Here is a 25100-nt window from a genome sequence, read left to right as displayed (position 1 = left end):
AACTTGAGCTTTGCGGGATTACTTTTGGAAAAACGAAAAGGAGGCAAAAGGGCTGGGGACTTGGATCCGTTAGGAGGTCTCGAGGCCAGAGGGACTAAGGTAAAAATATGTTAGTTGCATTTTCTATTTCTCCTTCTACCGCCGACGCTGAGGGCGGAGTTCATGACGCAGTTGCTGCCGCGGTAAAAGTTATTCGGGATTCGGGACTGCCGAACCGTACGGATTCCATGTTCACCACTGTCGAGGGCGAGTGGGATGAATGTATGCAGGTGGTAAAGGATGCCTGTGAAGCAGTCTCCAAGTTTGCTCCGCGGGTATCACTAGTTCTCAAAGCTGATATTCGTCCTGGCCGCACTGGTGAAATGACCGCGAAACTTACCCGGCTAGATGCCGCGCTGGATCGGCTGCAGTCCTAGAGCAAGCTGCTTATAAATCTGGTTTAAGACCTAATATCTAGTAGTAAAAAGCAAGTGGCGCCGCCCCAAATTCAGGGCGGCGCCACTACAGTTATTTGCTGAAGTTATCGCCTTTAAATAGCCACTGTATTGCAGCTATTTTCTGGGATAGCTTCTAAAGGATGGGAACTATTTACCCAGCTGCACGGTCCATTCGGGAGGAACGTCTTTGCCGGAGTCCTCGTCCTTTTCAGCCTGGGCAAAAGTCTCTTGTACGATTCCCTGCGCGTGGTGGGAGGGGGAATAGATTGCATAGACCTTCATCGGTTCATCACCAATGTTAATAATGTCGTGCCATTTGCCGGCCGGTACCATTACCGCCCAGCCGTCTCCGACTTCTTGTTCAAAGGTGAGATTATCTTCCGCATCCCCCATTACCACTTTTCCTTTGCCGGCATCTAGGCGCAGGAACTGATCGTTGTCAGGGTGTACTTCCAGGCCAATAGATTCACCTACCGGAATGGACATTAGGGTTACCTGCAGGTATTTCCCGGTCCAGGCGGTGGTGCGATAGTTGGTATTTTCTTTGGTCTCGGTTTCCAAATCGAAGCTATAAGGCTCCGGTCCATTGTCATGAACTGCCATGAGTGTTTTCCTTTCATTAGCCTTTCAGATTGTCCACTTCCATGCTATCGGGGATCAGATCAGGTCGTAGTACTTCCCGGATAATATCGCTACCAGCGTGGAAACTGAACGTTTTGTTTCTCTCTCCCCCAATTAGATACTCAGCCAACCGGGTCTGATTTATTAAGTTTTTTGGTATTGCTGTCTAGTAAGGGTTGTTAAAGCGGGGGTATGTCGAAGTTTTCCCCTGACGATAATAGTAATGCTGGCAGCTCCCACGGATCCCCGAATGGATTTTCTCCAACGCCCCCACCAGCCCCTCCGGTTTACCCAGTTCAACCAGCATATGCTACTTATCCCGGACAGTCGGTACCTCCTGCATACCATGTCTCGCAGACGGCACCTCCTTACTATCCGGGGCAGCCGGCTCCTGGTGGAAAAGCTAAATCGCGGCGGGCTTTAATAGTCACCTGGTGTGTATTGCTAGTACTTGTGATTTGTGCTTTAGGGATTATCCTTTACAAGTTATTTAGCAGTGATGATTCTTTGGCGGTGGGGGTCAAACCAGCTTGGGATAAACCGTCAAAAGTAGTGATAGAAATAAAAAAAAGACCCCAGGCAAGCGTATACGCTGTACGAACCGGAAAAAGACAAGCTACTGTTGCTGCAACCATTCAAAGATGGCAGTGGTGTAGGACAATTCCTAGACCCTAAGTCTGGAGCTAAAATCGGTAAACTCATAGCCTTGCCAAAATGCGATAGCTCCCTTCAGCAGCCCTACTTGACTGCAAGCGGGAAAATCGCATGCGTCACCAAAGACACCATAAAAACCAACCAAAACCAGAAATACCACTTCAAAGAACAAATTTACGCCGATAAGCACCTGATAGTTGGAGCTAGCCCTTCGGCCACTAACGCTAGACAGATCGTTGCCTATAACCCAGAAACCAGCAAACTATTGTGGGTGCAGAATTTGGAAAAACCCGCTGCGGTCACCTGTGATGGCGAAGGAATCTACACCACCAGTATCGCTAAAGATTCCCCCTCTAATCCCACCCAAAGCTCGCAGGATACTACCGAGAATACAGAATCTGCAGAAACTAATTCTCCCATTCCAAAGGAATCCTCCGAGCTAGAAGTGATGAGCTTGACCGGCAGTTCTAAGGCGCAGCCTAACCCTGAAAAAGAGTTAAACCCTAGTGCGAGCAAACCAGCTGAACCACCGGTAGCCAAAGACGCCATCAAAAACATTGACTTCGCCAACGCCTACCTACCCACATTTGGACTTGATGGCTGTTCCGAAAAATACTTCTGGAGTAAAAGCGATGGCACTCCTATATCGAGAAAAATGCCAGGAGAAACCACTACCTGCTGGGCAACTATGAAAAACGGGGAATCAATCGAGAAAGTCACTACTCCCTGGGATGAAGGGACACAGCTTCCTGCCCTCAAGCTTTCAGAAAACGAAGGGAATAGCTCAAGCTTTTTTGATTCCGAAAGCTTTACCGCGGACACCAGCAAGCGCTATAGCGTGGCATATGGAGATGCAAACGGTGATGGCTACCTCGATGCGCTGCTAATAGCCAATGATTTAGAAGCGGTTAGTTTCCAGTTGGCCATTTTCGATCCCAAAGACCCCGAGCACCCCTATATTTCGATAATTGGGGGCACTCAAGAACCGAATACCGTAAGGATCGAAAACCCCGGAAAAATCACTATTTTCTATCCAGCATCTATGTCGCCTTCAGGAACTGAGCAGACCTTAGCGGAAATATCGATAACTGGCAATGAAATTACCGGTTATAAAAAATTCTCCTAATACCGAGTAGCATCCGAGGTTTCCTGGGGATATTTACTGGGCTCAGGTGGTTCCGGCTTGATCGCAGCAATGTCAATTAAAGGCTTTGAAATCAGCGACTATCACGATTCTTACTCTTCTCTATAGAGGGCAGGTTGCCATACCCCCGACAAACAATTGCGAGGTACGGAGGAGCCGGTATTCTCGGCTCTGGACTAAACAGGTGGGGTAATGCCTAGCTGCGAATAACTATTAAGGTAAAAAAGTCGGGGTTTTCTGCCAGCTCAGTGCTGGCGGAAAACCCCAACTTATGATCTTGCTTATTTACTAGGTCGCTTCAAAGACGCCCTTCAGCAGTAACGGAACTACTGATCGAACATTCTCTTTAGGTTCTCTAGTTCATCGACTTGGTTTTGCACCGTATCTTCTACCGCAGCCTTTGCGCTCTCTTTGACGGCATAAGTCCCGGTAGGAGCGGCCAACATCCCAATTACTAGGGAGGCGCACAGCGTCCAGATAATGAAGAAAATGGTATGACGCATCTCCGGACTTTTATCTTGCGGATACAGCTCTTTTAAGCCTCCGAAGATCAATAGCTCCATAATCAAGAAGGAGGCCGATATTAGCACTTGTAGGACCAATATTAATACTAAAGGCAAAACCGGGATCGGTAGCAGGGAAATCAAAAACATTAACGCCAACGCGAAGGAGGGCATCACCAGCCCCGTTGCCACTATGGAAGCTACTTGAGTAAAGGTGATGGTACTTTGCTTAGTGCGAGCAGCAGCTAATGCTAATGCCGCCCTCAGAATTACTACCGCGAATGCCACTAGGGTGAACACCACAAAGCAAAGCAACCAATACCCAAAATATAGAATGCTATAAGTTCCAAAACCCGAGGAACCTAGCAATCCTCCAGAGAATATATCCGCACTTCGGGCGATCAGCACTGAGGCACTAAGTCCGGTCAGCAGCGAAAACACCAGCATCATTACCCACCACCAGTGTTTCAACTGGAGATTGGCTTTCACCTGTTGCTGCCCCTCAGATTTGTGCATGGCTACAAAAGTAGGCCAAATAGCTTTTAAGGCAAGCACAAAATCGTTAGGCAATTTTGGGGGTTGCGGATAACCGGGAAGGTTAGCAGCATAAGGAGGGTGCATCGCTGCTGGATTTACCGGCGGATAGCCCGCCTGGGGATACCCCACCATTTCTCCTTGGGGTACCGAAGCTGACGGAGGAAGGGGCTGCGGCATCCCGGCTCCCCCTTGCGGCGGATATGGCGGATACCCAGCGGGAGGCATCGGTTGCGGATACCCTCCTGACTGATATGGCGGATTCATCCCCGCTGGCGGAGCAGGCGGAAGCGGAGGATTTACTCCGTTAGCCGGGGCAGATTGCGGTGAGGAGCCAGCTGCGGGAGAAAAAGAGCTTTTTGCGGGAATAGAGTTTTTGCTGGAGGCCAGCCGAGTTTCAGATCCATCAACTTGCTGAGCTTCTTCATCAGGCTGGAAATGGGGCGAGTTACTCAATGTAGTGCCTTTCAAAGTAGACGTTCACCGTAAACTTTAGCAAACAAAAAACTAGAAACTTTTCAACATGAAATTTCTAGTACCTGTATCGCAAGCTCCATTGATCCACTGAAGCGAGCGATTGCTATCATAAGCAACTCGCGATGATTTCTTCGATACAGTCACTCGAGAAGAAAACACTTTAGCCTTTCTTCAATATGACCTGCGCGGCAGTTTTTTACGCCAGACGGGACAACGGACACTCATTCCGCATATAAAATTACCTGCGGTCAGAACGCTGCTCAGAACCATATCCATTGTGGAATAATGACCTTGGATTACGTGTGGAGAAAGGCGGGACGATGGGCTTGTTCGCTAAAGGCTTCAACTCAAAAAAAGAGGTGCAGAAAGTTGCAGACGCTGCAAACACAGCGGTAGCCGGTGCTCAAGGCGCCATCGCAGCCGTTGCGGGCAAAGCGGGAGAAATCGCCGATGGGGTCAAGCAGGGCGTCGCGAATGCAAGGGCGAAAGAACCGGATGAGTACGACCTTGCCATCATCGACTAAAACCAAACCTATACCGACCTGGAGTTGGAAGGGATCGAGCTCTACCAGTCTAGGTTGAGGAGCATCGACCTGCTGGATCTCGCTACCGACCTGGTGAACTCGATCGCGAACACGCCGAAGTCGTTCGTGGAGGACATTGAGGAGGTGTCCCACAGCAAGCGAAGCTTCAAAGAATCGGAGGCCTTCGCCCGCGAAGAGCTTAACTCGGCACGGAAATCGGCAGCCAGCGCCAGTGCCGGTGTCACAGCGGGTATCGCCATTGCCAGTATCGCCCCGTCCGCGGCAATATGGGTCGCCACAACTTTCGGCACCGCCTCCACAGGCGCCGCCATCTCCACACTGTCGGGCGCTGCCGCAACGAATGCGGCCATAGCCTGGCTCGGCGGCGGCGCATTGGCTACCGGAGGCGGAGGAATGGCTACCGGCAGTGCTTTCCTGGCAATGGCCGGCCCCATCGGTTGGGGCGTCACAGGTGCCACGTTGCTGACCTCCATTGCCCTTTTCGTGAAAAAGCAGCACAAGATGGCCAGGGAGAAGCACGAGGCGCTCTTGTCCGTAAAGCGGAACACCGAGGCACTGAGGGAGACGTCCGCGGCGATAAACCGGTAATGGAATGGGTGAACGACAACGGACCCACCGACCTTTTGCGCAACGGCGTACCCATACAGGTCAAGTTCGTAAACGCCGGCGGCAAGTTCTCCCTGGATGCAGTGGCCGCCCATTTGAGAAAGTATCCCGATTTCCTCGATAAAAACGGCGTCTACCAAATCCCGAAGGACCATCTCGACGCAGTGCGCTTCCTGTACGAGATGCCCAAGGAGGAAGCAGCCAAGCTGGTGTCCTCGGATGGCGGTCCATCCTACTCAACTTGGAAGAGCATTCATGAGTTCTTCGACTCCAGCGGGTTCAGCATCGATGATCTGGAAGCCTCTAAATTCGAGTATTCGGATGTCCAGAAGAACGTTATCGCCGACAAGATGGCCGAGGAGAAGAGCAAGCTAGCGGACGAGAGTGAACGAATAAAGAAGGGCATCTACGAGGATCACAAGCCTACGCCCAAAGAAGGTGCGAAGGCTGCGGCGGCTGGCGCCGTTCTGGAGGCGGGAACGACATTCGCCCTCTCATTTAAGCGCCATCTTAGGAACGGGAGGCGTATCGGCGACTTGACCCAGGATGACTGGGAGGAGATTGCCAAAGATTCCGGCATGGGGCTCGTCAAGGGCGGGGTTCGCGGCGGAGCTGTTTACGGGCTAAACAACTACACGGCAGCACCCTCAGCTGTCGCAAGCGCACTGGTCACGGCATCTTTCGGCGTCGCTAAATGCGCTTACAGATTCCGTAACGGCGAGCTTACGGAGATCGAGTTTATAGAAAGCTCCGAAATCGCGTGCCTGGATGCGTCCGTGAGCGCATTCTCAAGCTTCCTGGGTCAGACTATTATCCCGATCCCAATCCTGGGCGCCCTTGTCGGCAACGCCGTAGGCACGACTATGTACGAGCTAGGAAAAGACTTCTACAGCAATCAAGAGGCGGAGATCCTCGCGCATTACGCTCAGGAGCTGGAGACCCTCGACGAGCAGCTGGCTGGCGAATACGTCGCATGCATCGACGAGCTTCGTGAGAATATGAGCACATACATCAGCCTCCTCGGAAAGGCTTTCTCCCCGAATCTCGCTATGGCTTTCTCTGGCTCTATTGAGTTGGCGGCAAGCCTTAATGTCCCGGACGGCGAAATCCTACACACGCGGGAAGAGGTCGACGGTTTCTTCCTGAATTAACATCAGTCAGGTAAGAGAAATAACGGCCGAGCGAAACCGAACCACTCGGCCGTTTGCTGTCTAGAACGCATGAATCTCCTGCATCGGAACCATGTTCCCAACAGCGAGTGCGAGTCTAACGAGTCTAAGTGGCCAAACAGCTATCGTCTACATCACCCACTTGAACACGACGCGGAACAGCCAGACGAAAAAGCCCAGCGTGACTTTAAGCACCGCCTTGAAGAACCTACCAAGCTTCTTCGTCAACGTCACCCCAATCTTCCTTCACCTTGCAGGCGCCCTCCTCGGCGTCCTCTTCTTTCACTTCCGCGAGCAGCCTCGCCAGCTCGTCGGATACCCTACAGATCGACTGGGAAAACCTCCCGGACGAGGTCGTCGCCTGGGTCGAGATGCCGGGAACGAGAATTGAGGAGCCTATCGCGCAGGCGAGCCCCGATTGCCTCCCCCCCCTACCTCTACGCCGATGTGTTCGGCGAGGGTGCCTGCCGGGCGCTATCCGCGGGTCATCTCTCTAAGATTCCGCACCTTCCAGAGGGCCTCGGGGCTACTTGATGCGGCGCCGGCCGTCTCGGTGTCCGCGAAGAGGAGTCCAGGCCGGTAGTCCGCGCCCGCGAGCCTCTCCAGATACTCCCTCTCGGCGTCGTCCCTCGGGAGCACGTGACGCCTCACGAACTCCTCGGCATCCTCCATGAGCCTCTCGAGCGTGGGCTTCTTATCGCGCAGGCGGAGCATGGGCAACAGCTGATCCTCCAGCTCGGTTCGCCTGCCCCTGAAACGCTCGGAGCGGCCCTCGAACGGAAGTGGGAACCTCGCGGACAGCGAGGCATAGAAGAGGACGGCCTTGTGGAAGAACCCCTCCTCGTCAGCGCCCAGTCGATCGGCGTACCTTCCCAGGTTCGAGATGTCGTAGAGGTCACGCACCTTGACTCTGTCGAAAAAGGCCTTGACCTTGCCGGCAGCGAGCTCGGCATCGCAGAACATGAGCACGCGAGCGTCGGGGCGAAGCGGACACGACCGCAGCGTCGGGGTGACTATCGGCGAGCGGTTCATGTAGATGCAGTCAATCTTGACGTGATCCGAGCCCCACGCGCCCCCGTAGCGCAGCATGAACGTCCTGCCGGCATGTCCGCCCTCCCCGGTACTCACAGCGTAACCGAGCGCCGTCGCCACCTCCCCGATGGCGGTTTCGACGAGCGGGCGCTCCAGGAGCAGCGTCTCCTTGTCGACCGCGCCGACGTACGACACGTCGATATCGACCGAGAGACGAGGCATCCCGAGCATGAAGAGATTGATGGCGGTGCCGCCGTGCATGGCAAGCTTGCCCCGAAGATCCGGGTGCTGCTCCATCTCCTCGAGGATGTCGAGGAGCCTCTCTACCTTGTCCGCCGTCCTCGGCTGGAATTCTTCCGTGCTCACGATACCCACGTGCGCACCTCTTCCTCCGTCTCCGGCAACGTCATGCGCCACCTGCTCGACCAGCCACGGGACTCGGGGAACCTCTTGTCGAACTTCGAGGTCACCCCGGCGCACCGCTCGAGCAGCAGGTCGATCACACCGTCGGGCACCCGCCACCGTTCCGCCCTCGCCTCGAGCAGCCAGCCGACCCTGGCGGCGAGCGACGCGCTGTCGGCGCACGCGAGGCGGGCGACGGCGGCCGAGTCCACGTACTGCAGCGCGGAGAGCGACCTCACCGCCTCCTCAATGCCTCCCGACCACTCAGGGTGCTTCAGGCAGTCCACGATGGTCTGCTCCCTGGTGGTCACGAGCACGGTCCCGAACGCGCTGCCGCGTACCCTGTGACTGGAGACGGCACCGTCAGCCGGGTGTGGAACGTAGTCGACGCCGCCGAAGGAGAACGGAGCCTTGGCGCTGGAGGTGCGGAACCTGCACTCGAAGCCGACGTTGTGCGCAACTCCGAGCGCCTCGAGTGCGGTGTGGAACGAGAGGACTGCGCCGGGGTCGAGGGCCGCGACCACCTCGAAGGGGTCGACGCCGACCCCCTCGAACCTGCCCGCATGCGAGACGTAGAGCCCACGCCGAACCCGCTCGGCCTTCCCCGAGGCGAGCGCGAGCTTGAGCTGCTTCCGCGCGGAGTTCTCGGAATCCGACTCGGCGAGCAGCGCCCCGATGGTGAACACGTGGTGCGTGGCTATGTATCTACTGAATTTCATGATTAGATATTCTAGCAGAAAAGGGTACAATATATACCCATAAGCATGTGCATCTGTAATAATATTGGCATGGCGAGACCTGAAGGTGCATTTGAGTGTGTCGTCATGGTCGCCCCTACATGAACCTGAAAACCGCGTGAACGAGGAAGCGTACGAACGCTCCCGCCAGCCTAATCAACGTCCTCATGGTCCAGTCCCTCCATCCAGCTGTCGTACTCGTCTTCCTCTTCGTTTTCCTCGTCCTCTTCTGGTGCGACCCCCATCGCCTGCAACGTGTTCACCAGCGCAAGGCTGCAGCCGCACATGCGGGCGATGTCTTCGGATGCGGATCCTGCGGGGGCTGCCCCCGTGAGCACCTCGAACAGCGCCACTGCCTTGTCGACGGTGGAGAGGTCGTCGCTGTTGCTGATCCAAGCGGAAGCTGTCTCGTCGAGCCGCAGCATGTCCACGAGCTCGCCGCAAATCCGCTGCAGGGCAATGTCACTACCGATGCTCACGGTCTCGATGCCGGCAACCTCTTCGCTCTCGGCGAGCAGGAAGCGCCAGCCCTTCTTGCGTCGCGCCACGGGAATCTCGTCGTCCAGGATGTCGCCGCGGTATGACTGGCTCGCGTCGTAGCTGTGAGCCGCTAGCCAGATGCCGGTCTTGCCGAGCTGGTCGAGCAGGATCTCGAAGTCGGTGAGCATGTTCGCGTTGCCGAAGGGCTCCGACTTGGTGAAGGTGTCGGTATCGAAGACGTCGACGCGGTTGTTCCTGTACCGGATGCGGATCTCCATCAGCGCTCTCCCTTCTCGCGGTTGCCGCGCTGGGGTTCACGACGATTGTGTTTGCGCTTATCGGCGGTCTTCTTCTTGCCGGCACTGGGCGCACCGTCGGCTATGGGTTTCGCGCCCTTCGGCTTGGAGGAAGTCCTGGGAAGCAGCCCGTTCGCCGCCGTGAAGTCGCGCGCATCGCGCAGAGCCCCGAGCGACTTGCGCTCGGCCTCGCTGCCGTTGCCGCCTTGGATGCACTTCTCGACCGTCCCGATCCTGGCATCGCAGTCGGCGATGCTGCGTATCCCGAAGCGTGAGCAGGTCTCCAGCGCTTTCGCCATGCGATCGAGCTCGGCGAGGTCGTTAAGCACCACGGCATCCTTCGCCGCCTTCAGGATCGCCCGGGAGGAAGCTGCGTCGGGGTGGTAGGTCGCCTTGTTCTCGAAGCCGTTCTCAAGCGAGCGTCGGCTGTAGAGGTAGCCGAGACGCCCGCCGGTCACCTTGCACTTGGGGTCGTCGGAAAGCGAATAGATCCAATCACGGTTGGTCGCCTTCGGCGAGTTGTCCGCCACTGCAACTCCAAGCATATCCAGGATGCTTCGGAACTCGCCCTCGTTGCGTGCAAGTCCCTTCGCCACTGATACGCGGCTGCGTATGTCCGCGACCCAGGAGTACTCGCCGCTGTCAACGAGCTCGCGCTCGGGCCGGCTCACGCACGTCGGCTGCATGGTTCTGGCGGTCTTCTCCGGCTCGTCCTTCGCAGCCAGGCGCGACAGGCCCTCGCGGTGCTCCATCACGTTCGAGAGCCCGCTCAGGCCCCTCTCTCGCGCCATGTCCTGCAGGGCGCGGTTCAGCTCGAAGGGGTTGTCGGTGTGCAGCCGGTTGCCGGTGACAAGGTTGGTGCAGTTGACGACCAGGTGCGCGTGCAAGATCCGGTTCTGGTTGTCGTCGTGGTACACGATGGCCACTTGGTAGTCGCCGAAGAACCTCATGGCCCACGCTCTTGCGAGCTCGCGCAGGGCGGGAAGGTCGATATGGTCATCGGGGTCGGGCGAGATGATGAAGTGCTTGTAGGTGCGGGCGCGCCTGCCCTCGTACGGTTCGTCGTTGCCGCATCGGGCCCGTGTCGCGTCCATCTCGTCGCCCATTCCACGGCATCCTTCATAGCCTCGTCGTAGCCCTGCATCTCGCGCTCGTCCCACGACAGGTTGAAGAAGTCGCGTGCCAGAGCGCGGTTGCGCTTCTCCAGGTACGGCTTCACCTTCTGGCAGTTGGTGTGTCCCGATATCGCCTTCACTATCGGCATCAGCGACCACCTACCAACGTCGTTCCCTCGAGCTGCCACAGCTTTCCCTCTATGCCGCGCTCGCCGGATTTCACGTCCTCGAGATTGCGGTTGGCGCACTCGAGCTGCTCGACAAAGTAGTCCGTGTTGCTGCCACCGCTGCTGGCGAACAGCGCGATGGTGTTGAGCGCGTGCACGGCCTGGTTGTAATGATGGCCCCAGCGGACGAGCTCGCCGTAGATCTGCGACATCGCCTTCGTGTCGAGGGTGACAATCTCGCCGCCGCCTTTGCATGCCTTCACGGGGATGCGAATCATGTAGCGCAGGTACTCCGACGGGGCGAGCTCGAGCTATTCGGCGTGCTCGTGGAAGCGCTCGAAATCGGCTTCGGATAGCCGGCAATGGACGAACCTGTCCTTCCGTTTCGTCGTGGTCTTCTCCTTTGCATCGCCGGCTTTATGTGGAAGCTGCCGGCATTTCCTTGTCTGCCAGCAACGGGGAGCGGGGGCAGCCCCCGCAGTCATCCGCAGGCGTCGGCCAGTAGTCGGCGCGGGCGGATGGCATATGCCCGGGGCGGTGTGGGGCGGTCGAAGGCGGAGGTCGGTGCCGCTACCGCAAACCCTCCCCGACTCCCCGGGCCAAGTACCATCTTGAGAGCGTTCGGAAGAACGTGATAGAAGATGGGCTACTTGCTACGACTGGCGTCTGACGCCCTCCGCGGGCGAATCCGCATCAGAAGTCACGCGTTCCTGCAATTCCTGCACGATTCCGGCGATCTCGCTGATGATATCCAGGTCTGCCTTCTCGATGGTTGCGACCACGGAAGCGGCGTAGCTGGCGAGGCTCTTGCGGGACCGCGCGAGACGCGCGTCGGGCTGGGCAACGGAACCGATGGCAGCCTGGATGGCGTCAGTTCGCTGACGCTTGCTGAGCCCTTCGAGCGATACTTCTCCCGCGATCCGCGACTGCTTGTCGCGGGGCAGGGCGGCAAGCGAGCCCACTGCCTTCGCGGAGATCTCACCGGAGTTGGCGGCGGCCTTCCACTCGTCGGCAAGGTCGTCTTCGATAGCCTTCGCAAGCGCCTCCTCTCGTTTGATGGTCTTGCCGGAGACGCGCCTGCCGGTCTGCTCTGCCAGGATGTCAACCTTGATGTCCTCTGTGCGTTTTCCCGTGAGGTTCGGGTCCTCGCGGCGCTTGCGTTCGACCTCGATGCCAAGCGCGCGGGTAGTGGCGGCGCGTTCGGTGATGGAGAGCTCGCGCACGAAGTAGTTTGCAGTGTGCAGAAGCACGAGCGCCTGCGCATCGTCGACGCCTTCGATGACGCGGCACGGCATCTTGGCGTAGGCTTCGTCGCGCTTGGAGAGCATGGCGTACACTGCCTTGCGCCGGTGCCCGGAGATCATCTGCCATGAGCCGTCGGCAAGCTTCCGCACAAGCGGCAGGTCGGTGAGCCCGTCGCGTTCTATGGAATCGGCGAGCGCGCGTATGCCCGCCTCGTCCATGGAGTATGCGGTGTTTGCGGGATGGTCCCCGATTTCCACAACGGGAATCTCGACGACGGGGAAGCGGATGCGGGTCTTAGACGACGAGTCCAGCAGCCCGCTGATGGAGAAGCCGGCGGCAACGTCGCTACGCGCACTCACGGTCAATCTCCTCCGCGAGCGCCAGATAGTCCTGGGCGGGGCGGCTCTTCGGCTCGAACGCCACGACGGGCTTCCACTGCCAAGAACCCTCCCCGACCTTCGTCGAGGCGTGGATGACGGTGCTGAACTGCTCGTCGGGAAAGAAGCTGTCGAGAACCTGTGCGCCGGTCGCCTCGCTGCGGGTCTCGCGTCTCGGAACGCAGGTCCGCAGGATTCGGTACTTCGGGGTGGGCATACGCAGCGCGTCGGCGATGGCGCGCGTAGCGTTCACCGTGAGAGCGGTGCCGCGCATGACCGAGCCGTCCAGCTTCACGGGGATGACTATCATGCCGCGGCCGGACGCCGCAAGGTAGGCGTTGAAGGCGAGCCGCTTCATTACGGGACTGCAGTCGATGATGCAGGTGTCGAAGTCGCCGGCGGCGTCGTCGAGCACGAACTTCAGGCGCTGCTCGCGCAGAAGCAGCTCGTTCTGGTCGATGAGGCCGATGACCGAGGGGATGACGGAAAGGCCGTCGATGCCGGTCTCGAAAGCCACGTCGGCAACGGACGCGTCCCCGTAGAGCAGCTCAACCGACGTCCTCTTCTCTGCCTCGACCCGCTCGTACAGGCCGAAGAAGTCGGTGGCGGATGCCTGCGGGTCCAGGTCTATGAGCAGCACCCACTACCCTCGCTTGGCGTAGATGGTCGCCAGGTTCACGGCGGTCGTGGTCTTGCCCACGCCGCCCTTGTAGTTGCTTATAGCGAGCGTCCGTATAAGCGCCTCCTATGCATCGAGCCCGGCGAGCAGGATGTGGAAGAGGCCCGCCGAGCGACCTATGTATCACGTTCTCCATTATAGCAGAAAAACGTTCAGTATTGAACGGTCTTGCAATCGGAGAATCACCCAATGCATGTCAGCAGTCCCCGTGGCTGGACGGCGCAGATTAATTCGAAACGCTCACATACAACGGAGCTGCTACATGTTCGTAACGGCTCCGGAGTACAGGTTCCTCTCGACTAGAGAGCTACAGACCGAGGAGCTCCTTCTTCTTAAGGTCGAACTCATCTTGGGTCAGGATGCCCATATCAACGAGTTCCTTCAGCTTCTTCAACGTCTCAATCTTCTCGTCCGTAGACATCTCGCGAGCGGAAGATTTCGCGGGCTGCCCCTGCGGACCGATGGCTTGCGCCATGTTCATGCCGAATAGCATGCCGCCGCCTTCGCCAAGACCATTGTCCTGGATACCTTGCGCAATTTTCTGCTGGGCGGCCATGTTGCCAGCTCGCTCGGAGGTGTCCTCGTAAGCCCTCACGTTCATTCGGTTGGAAGAGAACTGGTTGACGAGCTGACGAGAATGGTCGGATAGCTCGATATTCTCGATTGCAACCTTCGTGATCTGCATGCCGAAGCGCTCTGGCCATGAACCTGCGTTGTACGTGTCCTCAGAGATGCGCTTCGCAATCTCGACCGCCTGTGCCGGCAGCTGGGAGATTCGATATGTGCTCGACATGCCATTTAGCGCAACGATGAACGACTGCAGAAATTCGGAAACCATCTGGCCACGAGCTTTGGGGTCGTCGAATGTGTAGCTGCTGACGTTCGCCGGTACGAAGTTGCGGATGAACTTATCGGCGTCGACGACCTTAGCGGAGAATCCGCCATGGGCGTATATCTCAAGGTCACATTCGTAGTATTGGTCGTTGTAGACCTGTGGGCCTCTGGTGCCGAATTTGATGTCGCGAATCTCGCGAAGATTCACGAACGCTATGCGCTTTTCGGATGAGCTGATTCCGCCATGGGAGAATCGGTCGCCCAGCTGCCGAAAGAGCGAATCCGAGTTGCCGCCGCTGAAGATACTGGATTCGCCGTCTTGGTATTCGTACGGACCGGGCTCGGACACTACGGTCTCGATGCCTCCCTGGCTGAAGATATACGCCGCAGTGTTTTCTGGTACGAAAATCTTGGAACCGTTTGAGATCACGCCTTGCGAGCCGAGGAGATTGTTTCCGCGCCCGTTGTTGGTGGACTTCAGAACGCCCGGAGCGACAACGGTGTGCTCGTCGAAATAGCCAGCGGTTATCAGGTCAAGCCATTGGTCGGCAAGGGTTCCGCCTAGTGAATCAGTCGCTGCTTTTATAAGTCCCATGTCAATCTCACCTTCTTAGAGCACTTGCTCGGTGTCGCAATACTTGCATACAGCGGTCTTGCCCTTTACGCCCGTAATCGGGGCGTGGCAACCGGAGCACTTTGTCGAAACACGCTCGACAGAGCTTTTCTGCTGTTGGCCCGATTTGCCGAATCCGAAGCCGAAGGCAGCACCGACTTCGCCAAATGCGTCCTTAAGCTGGCCAACGACCGTATCCTCGAAGTCATATTCGGGTGCGTCCTGGCTTTCGAGTGCATTCTCATAATCCCTGCCGGTTACCAAGCGGCTGATCTCGTTCGCCCAAATGCCGGCGTTCTTCTTTGCTTTGGTCCGAAACGCGAATTCCTCGGTACCCTGCTGGGTGTAAATCTGCAGAATAGCGGTTCCGTTCTGCGCTTTCCCCACAAGCGCCTGGCACTTGCCGCCAATCACCTTGACCTGATTCAGGGGAATGTAACGAACGCTCTTCGTCCCCATGAAGACGCCCTTGCGGACGTGAATCAGATTGAGGTTGGTCAGAATTAGTTCGTCCGTGTAAGCGGTGGAGAGCTTATTGGGCTCGTAGCGGATGCCCGTCTCTTGGAGCACAACCCCCTCGTTAGGCTGTAATTGATACTTAGCCATCCGAATACCTCCGTCTATGCAACGTCGTAGCGATCCGTACCCATATATGTCTCATTCTACTAGCAATAAATTCACCATGCTGTAAGTTTTGCTACTGATGACGCTGCGGAGCCCCAAATAAGTGTTCCGGTCGCAGTAATACACGTCGGCAGCTCCGAGGAAACCGTTTCGGGAACCCGTGTCATTCCCGAAACGGCGGATGGGTGCAGGGTGCTTGCACCTTGCCGTGGGACCGGGGCGCGAAACCCCGGAAGGCAGGCGGAAAAGCCGTTCAAGCAAGTGCCCCCCTCCTACTTCACACACCAACGCCCCAGGCACGCTGCCCGGGGCGTTCGTCGTCGCCGTCATTGGTCCTCGTTGAAGGCGCAAAAGTCCAACAGGTCCTCGACATTCTTGCGCATGAAACGGAAGCTCTGCCCGATGCGCGTGCCGGTGAGGGCGCCGTCCTTGATGAGCCTGTACACCGTCGTGGTGTTCACCTGCAGGTAAGCTGCCAGGTCCTTGATCGTGAACAGCGGCTCAAGTCCCAGTTGTATCTCGTTGCGCATCTCCATCGTCGCTTGCGTCATGTGGATCACTCCTCTCTTGATCGTTCGGGGAAGCCGCCCCGGGCGCGATGCCCGAGGCGGCCTCGGCGTTGCCAGCGGATCGCTACTCGGTCGTGGCGGCGATCGTTCCGGATCCCAGGCAGTTGATGTGGTGCCTTAGGAGCACACGGTCCTCGCCGATGACCAGCATCGCGATGCTGTCGAAGCGGATGGTGACGTCCACGTTGTCCGGGTCGTCCCCGTGCTCGCCGAGCCACTTGGCCGCGTTGATCTCCATGCGCTCGCGGACTCCCAGGCTCTCCTCGGGCATTCCCTTCTCGACGCCCCTGCGGGCCTGCACGTCGCAGAACACGATCGCGTCCTCGTCGCGCGCCACCACGTCGATGTAGCCGCCGTCCTCGGACTCCCACTCGGTGTCGATGACCTCGTAACCGCGACGGTCGAGAAAGGTTGCCGCTGCCTTGATGGCCTTCTGCTTGAGTTCGAACATGATTGACCTCCTTGTTTTCCGGCGGTTCGCCCCTTTGGCCTTCCGCCTTGTGGCGCGGCTGACGCTCGGGCTCCGGCGGGCGTACAAGGGTGGAAAGCGAAGGAGGTCTTGGAAGGCGGGTCGCCCTCCGGTGTTTTCTAAAATGTTTCGCCGGCCTTGGAATGCCGGTCTCCCGGCTAAAGTTTTTCGAAAACATCACGTGCCCTTGTGTGCCCGGTGGGTTCCGTGCGCCAATGCGTGTCCAGGGCAGGAACCGAAGGGGTTCCCGCTGGTTTCCAGGAGGTTGTCAGTCGGACGAGTGGAGGTTCCAGGGACAGTTTTCGCCCTCGCTGTGGTTGCGCGGGAATCGCGATGTGGATGGCGGGGCGGGGTGCCCAGTCGATGTCGACATGCTCGGTGAATGCAATTGCTCTGCGACGTGAAAGCACGCGCTCCGATGGGCGACTGCTGACGAGGCAGAGAGTCGCGTGCGCGCAGGAAATGGTTCGCACTGTGGCGGGCGCGGCGTCATCTGTGATGGCAAAACGTGGCTGTTCCGACGACAGATGCTGGTAGTCGATGTGGAATGCGCACATGTGATAACAGGCTGCTTCGGGGACGGACCCGCCAACAAGCCTAACGAGATCTCGCTTGAACGGATTCCCTAAATTCGCCTCGGACGTTGCACTTTGTGCAGCATCTCCAACGCCGACAAGCGGGGTGGCGCAGTGAAATTTCAGTTGGGACGTTTCAAGTACAGCTGCGCTACAGGTTTGCTTTGCTGCGTCTCACGTGGAAGTAGGCTGTTCATCCTTGGATGCAAGTCGTCAATGGGCATGCATAACGCAACTCAATGGAGCTTCTGCACGTGGTAAAATCTTTCATAAGTTTTATGAAAGATACACGACCGTAAGAGGTGAGGCTCGGATGGGAGAACAGGAGCTTAGGAAGCACATCCTCGGCGCGAAGAAAACCGAGCGGATTATCTTCGCGGCAACGCCGGAGCTCAAGGGGGCACTGGAGGCAATCGCGCAGGAGAAATGCGTGAGTCTATCGGCCCTCATCACGTCACTCGCCGCAGACGAGGTCATCGAGAACAAAGAGCTATTCGATGGCAAACAATAAGAAGCTAGCGGGCGCAGTCATGTCTCGTGAACAGCAGATTCTCGAGAAAACGAGGATGGTCACGCAGATGCGCCTAGACGGAGCGAACGAAGATGAGGTGTTCGAAAAAGCTCAGGCTAAGAACCTATTCCAGTACCTGACCGAACGCATAGTGCCGATGGATTTGGCGAGCAGCGGGAGCCCCGATTTTCATCAAGGCGGCGACGTCGTAGCCGCTGCTCGCAAAGAACTTGGGATTTAAATCAGGCAATTGCAGGGAATCGTGAGTTACTTTGGCAAACACCGCTATCAATCAATCGAATATCAGGAAACTCCCACGCCCTTGCTTTGTTGATTGGCTGGTGCGGGAAGATGAAGTGTCCATTGAAGGATGCAGTGTGGAATGCTTTCGTCTAGAGGGCGCAATAGATGATGCGGCACTCGTTGAATGGGCGCGACACATTCGAAGACATTACATACGGGATGACGAGCTCCGCGAATACTCTGAGTTTTTTGAAATTGGAGAAAATGAGTATCTTCGAGAGAACGTCATCCCAGATGTCCCTCAGATTATGGCGGGGGATTTCGCCGAAATAGTAATCAGCGACTTGGTCCAGTTCGTGGAGGGGTATGAAGTTCCTCGCTACAAGCAGTATGGCAGGTCAGACAAGAATAGTTCAGAGCACGGCACCGATATCGTTGCCTTCAAGATGGAAAATCCGTCGAACCCATCCAAGTTCGATGAGCTGCTCGCAATTGAAGTCAAATCCCGGAGCAGTAGCACAGATCTCAAAGGCGCCATTTCAGATGCAGCAAAAGACTCCCCTAAGGATCGGAGCAGAATTGCAATGACTCTCGCGTACTATGGCAAGAGAAGCCTGGACGCAGGAGACATCCTCACCTCGAGCGAGTTAAAGAGATTCATGAATGCGAGCGAGCATCCCTTCAAGGAAGCTTTTGCCATAGGCGCGATTGCTGGGATTGGCAACGCGGAACGCCATCTAGAAGGGCTAAGCGCGTCGGACCTGTATGTCGCCGAAGGCGGAACGGTTTTCGTCATTCACAGATCGCATCTCATGGATTTGATACGTGAGATTTACGACAGGTGCACATCATGATTTACGGCGAACGGTCGGACCGCGAATTAAAATACGCGAAGGCGCAGGCAAAGGCTACGGAATTTTTCGTAGACTCGTCTGCTATCCCGGACTTCGGAATGAATTCGGACGAGCTGCATTACTCATCGATATTGACCTTGTCGTCGTATGTGGATGCCAGACTATCCGGCAACAACGGGGAGGGGTTCCTGCTGGACTTGAAGAAGACGGGAGCCTTCTACGATGCCGCGTCCAACGATGGCCGAAATGCTCTATTCAGCGACGGCTACTGGACGCTTGCAATGGCGACCTACTTCTTGCTAGGAAACTATGGGAGCTCCAAAGTCGCTGCCGGCAAGGTCAAGAACGCCGATTATTACGGCACAAGGGCCGGAACCCTGCACGGCTTTGTCTCGTACCTTTTGAATCCCGGCAATCCTATCCCTGAAGAGCTGCACATCTTGGGGCAATACTTAGAGGGCGGAGATGTAAATGAAGCTGATGTCATCGAGGAGGCGGCGTCGCTGCTTACCGACGCAAATCCCGAAGACCTCTTCTTTGGCGGAGTGCTATACGTATCGATTCTCGATTCACTCTCATTCTCAACGAGATTCCTTCTGCCTGCCTACACCAAAATTGGACTCGAAGAGTGGAAACCGTATCTAGCACAGGCGTCGTTCCCAAAATTGCTGTGGCAGGCACAGCAGCAGATAGGACGGGCAGGAGTGTTCTCCGGAGGAAATGCCTTTGTACAGTTGCCTACGGGAACTGGCAAAACCAAGAGCATCGAGCTGCTGTTACGGTCAAGCATTCTCGCAGGCAGAAGCACCCTGTCCGTCGTCGTTGCGCCCCTACGTGCTCTTTGCTCTGAGATCTCGCGCGATTTATCGATTGCCCTTAGGGGAATAGCGGATGTCAGGCAGACGTCGGACGTGATGGAAGTCGATTCGTGGCTGGAGCAAAGCCCGAGTGGACCAAAGGTCCTGGTTTTCACCCCCGAGAAGTTAGGCTATGCGATCCATCACAGTGCTCCTCTTCTAGACGATGCTGGGCTGTTCGTATTCGATGAGGCTCATTTGCTGGACAGCGTATCGAGAGGTCCCGGCTATGAACTACTTCTCACTGAAATATTTAGAGCGAAGCCTGACGCCCAGAAGGTACTTATCTCTGCAGTTGTTTCCAATGCCGACGAGATTGCGAACTGGGCTTTTGGCGATTCGAGCCTTCTTGCTGTAAGTGAAAATATCCAAGTAACTGATAAGTCGGTTGGCTTCATACAGCAGAAGGGCAAAAAGGTTTCATATGTTGAAGCTGACGACATATCGAATGAAGACTTCTTCGTTCGAGTCGATTTGACCTCGCAGCCACTTAAACGATTAGGCAGAGAGACTAGGCAGCGGTACTTCCCTGAAATGGGCAATAAGAACGCGGATTACGCTCGCGATCTTGCCATCTATTACGCGAATAGGCTACTTCCGAATGGTGCTTGTGCGATCTACGTTCCCAAGAAGATTTCGATACAACCGTTATTTAAACGATTGGATGATCTCCTCCATCGGGAAGCAAACCTTCCGAACCTGAAGTCATCCGCATCTGAGGAGGAATTGGAGAGACTTTCCAATCTCGTCTGCCTCCATTACGGAAACGATAATGGACTAAGCTCAGGAATCAGTGCGGGGGTGCTGCCTCACTACGGCGACCTGCAGGGTGCTATTCGCCAGTCGGTAGAGTTCGCCGTCGAGCGTGGCCTTGCAAAATGTATCGCGTGCACGTCTACGCTTGCGGAAGGCGTAAACCTGCCTATAAAGTACTTGATTGTCACGGGCGCACGTCGGGGAAACGAAACTCCACGTACGAGGGATTTCCAGAATCTTATCGGGAGGACAGCAAGATCCGGCAAATACAGCGAGGGAAGCATTCTGATTGCAGAGGATACTGGCAGGACAAGCAGCAACAGAATGTATTCTGAGCTCATGAAAGAATCGAACACCGAGCGGTGTGAGAGTGCCATACTAAACCTGTTTACAGATGTTTTTGATAGAGAGAAGAATCCCCGCCGAGCCCTTTCTGGCCAATCCGTACTAAACACAATCCTGGAGCATATTGGTGATCCTCAGCTGGAGTACGAGCTAACAAATGCTTTCGAAATAAATTTAGAGTGCGACAGGGCGCGCGCACGCGCTCTATCGGCAATGAAGGTGCGCCCTCTCGAAGCGATTGAAAGCTACATTTCGGGGATTATGTCCTCTGATGGAAGCGAAGACGATGTGATGAGCATATGCGTTTCCACATTCGCATATGTCTCTTCCGATGATGAAATGAAAGAACGGCTCCTCAAGCTCTTCCAGGCGATTTACGAGTCTCTGGATGCCGTTAATACCGACCAAGCGTCTTTATGCCACCTGATGCAATTGGGGATAAGGAGTGCGGCTTCGCTATCGGGCTGGATTGAATCTAAGGAAGGTGCCGAATTCCTCGGAGGCGGCTGTTCCGATATCGACACAGTAGCAAACGCGTTTCTTCTGCCAAATCCCGATGCAGCGCATCCCCTCGACAGCAATATGCTAGCTGCCACTACCACCCTCTGGATTGACGGCAGTGACGTGTCTCAAATCACAAGCTATTTAAACGATACGTTTAGGCCCAGCAGAAAGTTTCGGCTTACAAAAGTCGAGGGCATCGTTTCGGGAGTCATCCGGTTTTCCCTTAGCCATTTCATATCATGCCTCATTGACTCCATCAAGCAGCATCCAGCTTTTGCAACGGAGGAGAACTTGGACAATCTCTGCCTGTTGCAAAGGAAGGTCAAATATGGGGTTTCCAATGCGCGTGCAGCTATGTTCTGCGAAAACGTGCTTGACGACCGTATGATCGCAAAGGAAGTCATTTCAATCTTGGGGGAATCGGGGTCATCGGACGTCGACATATTGCGGTTTGAGGCCATCGCACATAAGGCCGACATCGCTGAGTATGCGAGTTGTTTGCCCGCATACTGTGCTCAGCGAATTTCTAAGTGGATTGACCCGAGCGTGAGAGACTAAGCTTCCACGCTGTGAAGGTAAATTGAATTGACTTGCTGACAACTCTAAAGCGCTATCTCACGCACAAATTACTAGCAAGTTATTGAAGACTGCAATGAAACAGACTATCCGTGTAGTGGTCTTGTCTGCATCTGTTGTCGAGACACGGGATGAAGCGATCCCGAATGAGAAGCGGCCGACTGCGAGGAAGATACAGGCAAATCGCACTCGCCCCTATGCAGGAAAGAGAGCCTTCACTACCCGTACATCATCAAGGAGACAGGAGAGGCGCTTTTCCCTGTAGGGTCTTCCTGCACCGAAAAATTCGGTCCAAACGGTCTAAATCATAAAAGACCATATCTATCCGTATCTCCGTTTGGTCTAGTGCCAACTTCACCCCAAGAAGCAGCAGACCGTCTACTCACGCTCCATCTCCGCAATCAAGTCGTCTTCCTTCTCCAGCTCGCCGTGCGGTGCGTCTCCGGCGATGCCGACGAACAGGTCGCTCAACAGCTCAATCTTCGCGATCAGACGCTCGTCCATGGTCGAGCAGTCGCGCAGGCGGCAGAGCTCCTGGTAGACCTGGCGCATTGAGTCGCGGAGCATCTTGTAGGTGCGGATGTCGGGCACCACGGTGAACTCCTTGTCCTCCAGCTTGGCCATGATGTACTCCTGCTGCGTGACGCCAGCCGCCTTCGCCAGCAGCTCTATGCGTTCGCTTTCCTCGCGGCTCACGCGGAACGCCTTGGAGATGGTCCGCTTCCTGCGGTAGTTGGGGCAGGGCACCTAGAACCCTCCTCTCTCGTCGTCAAGCGCGTTGGCCATGTCCTCCTGCACAGTTGGGAACAGGTGGGCGTAGCGAAACGTGATGTCGGTCGCCTCGTGTCCCATGCGATCGGCGATCGCGAGGGCGGTGAAGCCCTTGTCGATGAGCAGGCTCACGTGGCTGTGGCGCAGGTCGTGCACGCGAATCTTCTTGACCCCGCTCTTCTGGCAACCGTTCTTCATCGCGCGTGAAATCTGGTACTTGGTAACCGGGAACATGCGGTCGCTGGGGCCAATCTCCGGATGACACTTGAGGTAGTCGTTTATCTCCTCGACCAGGAACTTCGAGAGCTTGATAGTGCGAATCGACTTGGGCGTCTTCGGGTCCGTTATTACGTCACGGCCGTCGAAGCGCTGGTACGACTTGTCAATGCGCATGGTTCCGCGGGACAGGTCGAAGGCCGACGGCATGAGCGCGAGCATCTCGCCCTCGCGAATTCCGGTCCAGAAGAGGATCTCGAACATCAGGAACTCACGCGGCTTCTCCATCATCTCGTCCGCGAACTTGAGGTACTCTTCCTTGGTCCAGAACTGCATCTCGGATGTTTCCTTGCCGCCCATCTTCATGGTGCGCACCGCGGGGTTGGGATGGAGCCCGTAGTAACGTGCGGCGTGGTTGAGAACGGCGGAGAGCTGGTTGTTCACGGTGCGCAGGTACGTGGGCGCATAGCCTTTCCCCTTGTTGTTGCTGCCCTTCATGAGGTCGTTCTGCCAGCGGATGATGTCGATGCCCTGAATCTCGCTCATACAGTAGTTCTTGAAGTAGGGCATGATTTTCGATCTGACCAGGTAGTCCTTGTTACGCCACGTGTGCTCGCGCAGACGCGGCCTCACGTCGGCCTCGTACACCTCGTAGAACTCAGCGAACGTCATGTCCATGGTGCATCCGGCGTAGGCGATGAAGTCGTCCTCCCATGCCTGGGCTTCTTCCGCAGTACTGAAACCGCGCTTGCACTTGTGCACTTCGTCGCCGAATTTGTTCTTGCACCGGAACTGCGTGAACCAGGTGCCGTTCTTAGACTGCTTAACGGTCATGCCTCGCCCCTCCCTTCGGGTTGAAGAACGTCTCCTCGAAGATCTCGTTGCTCACGCGGCCGGCAATGACCTTGCAGCCTCGCGCTTCCATCTCGTCGTTGAGCTCTCGAATGATCCCGTATGCCTTCGTGCGGCAGACGCCGAGCCTGTCGGCGACTTCCAACACACCGAGAAGGCGCGGTTCCTGCTTTGCCATGCTACCTCCTAGCGTTCGGTTCTGAACGAGTTTGCAATTGCATGGTAATCGTTCACTTCCGAACGGTCAATGCAAACAGTTCATTTTCGTGCTATAGTTTCCGCATGGTTCAAAATGGTCCGTGCCGAGGCAGACGTGGAGGGCAAGTTGAAGACCGGGGAGCTCATAAAGAAGTACAGGAAGATGCGCAAGATGACGCAGAAGCAGCTCGCAGCCGCGTGCGGGCAGACCGACTCCGCCATCCGCAACTACGAGCTGTGCAATAGGACTCCAGGAGAGCCTCAGATTCAGGCCATTGCCTCCGCCCTGGCAATCTCGCCCGAGGCGCTGCGGGAAGTGCCCCTGGAATCGAGCAGGCAGGCCCTGGAGCTGTTGTTTCGGCTCAACGAGGAGCTCGGCCTCGAGCTGATGGAGGTCGGCGGGACGATGGTGCTGGGGTTCGACTCCGCGGCGGAGAAGTCGCCAAAACTCGTCATGGCAATCAAGGCGTGGAAGGAGATGCTTGATTCGGAGAAGGCCGGGGAAATCACCCCAGCGGGGCTCGACGCCTGGAAAGCCGAATTCGGCGCCTGAGCAAGTTGTTCGAGAGCAGTTGCGGACAGCTATGGCAGACAAGACCCTAGCTGTCTTTTCCCAATGCCGGATTGCCGGCCCATGGAGATTTCGGCTTCGAAGCGGATGCTAAAATAAGTGCAGAAATCTAAGGGAGAACGACGTTGGGGGCCTTTTAGGGAGATGCGCCGCATGCAGAAACGTTTCCCAAGGCGGCACGCAATGCGTAGTAGACAAGGGGGTGCACATGGCAAGATCTTGACGGTACCATAATTGATGATCAGCGAAGACAGGTACGCGAGGAGGTGGTGTTGCTTGAAAGAATATATTGTGGGTTTGGAAAAAGAATTTTCTTTGATAGAAAATGGCTTCAAAGAGGAAGAGAAAAGAGCCTTTGCTGATTATAAATTTAATGATAATGAGCAAAGCAAAAAATTAGCATTTTTAGCCTATAAATCCAATGTATATCAAGTAAGAATGTACGGTGTATTTCTCTTTGGGTATTTATCATCAGATGAAGAAATTTTAATATTTATGAGAGATGAAGTTTCCAAAGATAGTAATTGGAGAGTTCAAGAAGTATTAGCAAAGGCATTTGATGAATTTTGCAAGAAAACAGGCTATGAAAATGCACTTTCGATTATTGATGAATGGTTACAAAACAGTAATCCAAATACAAGGAGAGCAGTTACCGAGGGTTTGAGAATATGGACAAGTAGACCATATTTCAAGGAAAATCCAAATGAAGCTATTGAAAGAATTGCCAACTTAAAAGAAGACGCAAGCGAATATGTAAGAAAATCGGTTGGAAATGCTTTAAGGGATATTAGTAAGAAATTCCCAGAGTTGATTAAAATTGAACTTGATAGATGGAATTTAGAAAGTAAAGAGATAAAACAAGTTTATAAGCTGGCAAGTAAATTGATTATATGACAAATTCCAGTTTGTATGACTAAATCATGTCTTATTTGCCCAAGTTGC

26 protein-coding genes and 1 pseudogene are annotated in these 25100 nt (G+C 55.6%); 11 read left to right on the top strand and 16 right to left on the bottom strand.

Annotated elements, in window-relative coordinates; genetic code table 11:
- Positions 1-107: 107 nt before the first annotated feature.
- Complete coding sequence (locus tag F605_RS0106990; protein ID WP_022865173.1) at positions 108-416, top strand: thiamine-binding protein; 309 nt, start codon at positions 108-110, stop codon at positions 414-416.
- A 168-nt stretch (positions 417-584) separates the two neighbouring features.
- On the opposite strand, the gene F605_RS0106985 is transcribed toward F605_RS0106990, so the two are convergent.
- Positions 585-1040, bottom strand: a complete 456-nt coding sequence (locus tag F605_RS0106985) for a cupin domain-containing protein (protein ID WP_022865172.1) — start codon at positions 1038-1040, stop codon at positions 585-587.
- A 760-nt stretch (positions 1041-1800) separates the two neighbouring features.
- On the opposite strand from F605_RS0106985, the gene F605_RS0106980 reads away from it, so the two are divergent.
- Positions 1801-2838, top strand: coding sequence for a hypothetical protein (locus F605_RS0106980; protein WP_156005336.1), 1038 nt, complete (start codon positions 1801-1803; stop codon positions 2836-2838).
- 344 nt (positions 2839-3182) lie between these two features.
- Here the strand turns inward: F605_RS0106980 and F605_RS0106975 are convergent, their stop codons facing one another.
- A complete protein-coding gene (locus tag F605_RS0106975; RefSeq protein ID WP_022865169.1) occupies positions 3183-4349 on the bottom strand; it encodes a DUF3824 domain-containing protein in 1167 nt (388 codons plus the stop codon).
- 323 nt (positions 4350-4672) lie between these two features.
- On the opposite strand from F605_RS0106975, the gene F605_RS0106970 reads away from it, so the two are divergent.
- The 3 genes from F605_RS0106970 to F605_RS10395 are packed head-to-tail and all read left to right on the top strand — an operon-like array spanning position 4673 to position 6672.
- A complete protein-coding gene (locus tag F605_RS0106970; protein WP_162138279.1) occupies positions 4673-4894 on the top strand; it encodes a hypothetical protein in 222 nt (73 codons plus the stop codon).
- Between the two features lie 24 nt (positions 4895-4918).
- Positions 4919-5503: a hypothetical protein gene (locus tag F605_RS11470; RefSeq protein WP_211209989.1), complete on the top strand. Its 585-nt coding sequence runs from the start codon at positions 4919-4921 to the stop codon at positions 5501-5503.
- An 8-nt stretch (positions 5504-5511) separates the two neighbouring features.
- Entirely contained in the window at positions 5512-6672 is a 1161-nt protein-coding gene (locus F605_RS10395) for a hypothetical protein (RefSeq protein ID WP_211209988.1), read from the top strand.
- Between the two features lie 492 nt (positions 6673-7164).
- Here F605_RS10395 and F605_RS11090 read toward each other — a convergent pair whose 3' ends face one another.
- The 11 genes and pseudogenes from F605_RS11090 to F605_RS0106895 form a co-directional block, all read right to left on the bottom strand.
- Positions 7165-8097 carry a nucleotidyl transferase AbiEii/AbiGii toxin family protein gene (locus F605_RS11090; RefSeq protein ID WP_022865166.1) on the bottom strand — a complete coding sequence of 311 codons (933 nt, stop codon included), beginning with the start codon at positions 8095-8097 and terminating at the stop codon, positions 7165-7167.
- The gene (locus tag F605_RS0106940) at positions 8085-8843 is read right to left on the bottom strand and encodes a type IV toxin-antitoxin system AbiEi family antitoxin domain-containing protein (protein ID WP_022865165.1); all 759 of its coding nucleotides are present in this window, start codon (positions 8841-8843) and stop codon (positions 8085-8087) included. The genes F605_RS11090 and F605_RS0106940 overlap by 13 nt, the downstream gene beginning before the upstream one ends.
- 170 nt (positions 8844-9013) lie before the next feature.
- On the bottom strand, positions 9014-9619 hold the full coding sequence (locus F605_RS11085) for a hypothetical protein (RefSeq protein WP_022865164.1): 606 nt from the start codon (positions 9617-9619) through the stop codon (positions 9014-9016).
- Positions 9619-10743, bottom strand: a complete 1125-nt coding sequence (locus F605_RS10380; protein WP_051132140.1) for a relaxase/mobilization nuclease domain-containing protein — start codon at positions 10741-10743, stop codon at positions 9619-9621. Before F605_RS10380 ends, F605_RS11085 begins: the two co-directional genes overlap by 1 nt.
- Before the next feature lie 157 nt (positions 10744-10900).
- A complete protein-coding gene (locus F605_RS11080; RefSeq protein WP_051132139.1) occupies positions 10901-11197 on the bottom strand; it encodes a hypothetical protein in 297 nt (98 codons plus the stop codon).
- 375 nt (positions 11198-11572) lie between these two features.
- Positions 11573-12523 carry a ParB/RepB/Spo0J family partition protein gene (locus tag F605_RS0106920; RefSeq protein WP_022865163.1) on the bottom strand — a complete coding sequence of 317 codons (951 nt, stop codon included), beginning with the start codon at positions 12521-12523 and terminating at the stop codon, positions 11573-11575.
- Positions 12510-13262: pseudogene (locus F605_RS10370) on the bottom strand (ParA family protein). The gene F605_RS0106920 and the pseudogene F605_RS10370 overlap by 14 nt, the downstream one beginning before the upstream one ends.
- A 265-nt stretch (positions 13263-13527) precedes the next feature.
- Positions 13528-14649, bottom strand: a complete 1122-nt coding sequence (locus tag F605_RS0106910; RefSeq protein ID WP_022865162.1) for an SPFH domain-containing protein — start codon at positions 14647-14649, stop codon at positions 13528-13530.
- 15 nt (positions 14650-14664) lie between these two features.
- A complete protein-coding gene (locus tag F605_RS0106905) occupies positions 14665-15273 on the bottom strand; it encodes a hypothetical protein (RefSeq protein ID WP_022865161.1) in 609 nt (202 codons plus the stop codon).
- 344 nt (positions 15274-15617) lie between these two features.
- A complete protein-coding gene (locus F605_RS10365; RefSeq protein WP_022865160.1) occupies positions 15618-15842 on the bottom strand; it encodes a helix-turn-helix domain-containing protein in 225 nt (74 codons plus the stop codon).
- A gap of 82 nt (positions 15843-15924) precedes the next feature.
- Entirely contained in the window at positions 15925-16311 is a 387-nt protein-coding gene (locus tag F605_RS0106895; protein WP_022865159.1) for a YraN family protein, read from the bottom strand.
- Between the two features lie 906 nt (positions 16312-17217).
- Between F605_RS0106895 and F605_RS0106890 the strand changes: the two genes are divergently transcribed.
- Genes F605_RS0106890 through F605_RS0106875 form a run of 4 tightly spaced genes read left to right on the top strand, consistent with a single transcriptional unit; the run spans position 17218 to position 21532 of the window.
- A complete protein-coding gene (locus F605_RS0106890; RefSeq protein WP_021734546.1) occupies positions 17218-17415 on the top strand; it encodes a hypothetical protein in 198 nt (65 codons plus the stop codon).
- Positions 17402-17656, top strand: coding sequence for a hypothetical protein (locus tag F605_RS0106885; RefSeq protein WP_022865158.1), 255 nt, complete (start codon positions 17402-17404; stop codon positions 17654-17656). The genes F605_RS0106890 and F605_RS0106885 overlap by 14 nt, the downstream gene beginning before the upstream one ends.
- 31 nt (positions 17657-17687) lie before the next feature.
- A complete protein-coding gene (locus tag F605_RS0106880; protein ID WP_196339231.1) occupies positions 17688-18512 on the top strand; it encodes a Hachiman antiphage defense system protein HamA in 825 nt (274 codons plus the stop codon).
- Positions 18509-21532 carry a DEAD/DEAH box helicase gene (locus tag F605_RS0106875; RefSeq protein ID WP_022865156.1) on the top strand — a complete coding sequence of 1008 codons (3024 nt, stop codon included), beginning with the start codon at positions 18509-18511 and terminating at the stop codon, positions 21530-21532. The genes F605_RS0106880 and F605_RS0106875 overlap by 4 nt, the downstream gene beginning before the upstream one ends.
- A 396-nt stretch (positions 21533-21928) precedes the next feature.
- On the opposite strand, the gene F605_RS10360 is transcribed toward F605_RS0106875, so the two are convergent.
- The 3 genes from F605_RS10360 to F605_RS0106860 are packed head-to-tail and all read right to left on the bottom strand — an operon-like array spanning position 21929 to position 23567.
- Positions 21929-22297, bottom strand: coding sequence for a plasmid mobilization protein (locus F605_RS10360; protein WP_021734575.1), 369 nt, complete (start codon positions 22295-22297; stop codon positions 21929-21931).
- The gene (locus tag F605_RS0106865; protein ID WP_022865271.1) at positions 22298-23371 is read right to left on the bottom strand and encodes a site-specific integrase; all 1074 of its coding nucleotides are present in this window, start codon (positions 23369-23371) and stop codon (positions 22298-22300) included.
- Positions 23361-23567: a hypothetical protein gene (locus tag F605_RS0106860; RefSeq protein ID WP_022865155.1), complete on the bottom strand. Its 207-nt coding sequence runs from the start codon at positions 23565-23567 to the stop codon at positions 23361-23363. Before F605_RS0106860 ends, F605_RS0106865 begins: the two co-directional genes overlap by 11 nt.
- Positions 23568-23681: 114 nt before the next feature.
- On the opposite strand from F605_RS0106860, the gene F605_RS0106855 reads away from it, so the two are divergent.
- Positions 23682-24140: a helix-turn-helix domain-containing protein gene (locus tag F605_RS0106855; protein WP_051132149.1), complete on the top strand. Its 459-nt coding sequence runs from the start codon at positions 23682-23684 to the stop codon at positions 24138-24140.
- 294 nt (positions 24141-24434) lie between these two features.
- Positions 24435-25052 carry a DNA alkylation repair protein gene (locus tag F605_RS0106850; protein ID WP_022865153.1) on the top strand — a complete coding sequence of 206 codons (618 nt, stop codon included), beginning with the start codon at positions 24435-24437 and terminating at the stop codon, positions 25050-25052.
- Positions 25053-25100 lie beyond the last annotated feature (48 nt).

It is taken from the genome of Varibaculum cambriense DSM 15806, from assembly GCF_000420065.1.
GTDB classification, from domain to species: Bacteria; Actinomycetota; Actinomycetes; order Actinomycetales; family Actinomycetaceae; genus Varibaculum; species Varibaculum cambriense.
The sequence above is the reverse complement of the archived record's forward strand: the minus strand, read 5'-3'. Positions and strand labels throughout refer to the sequence as shown.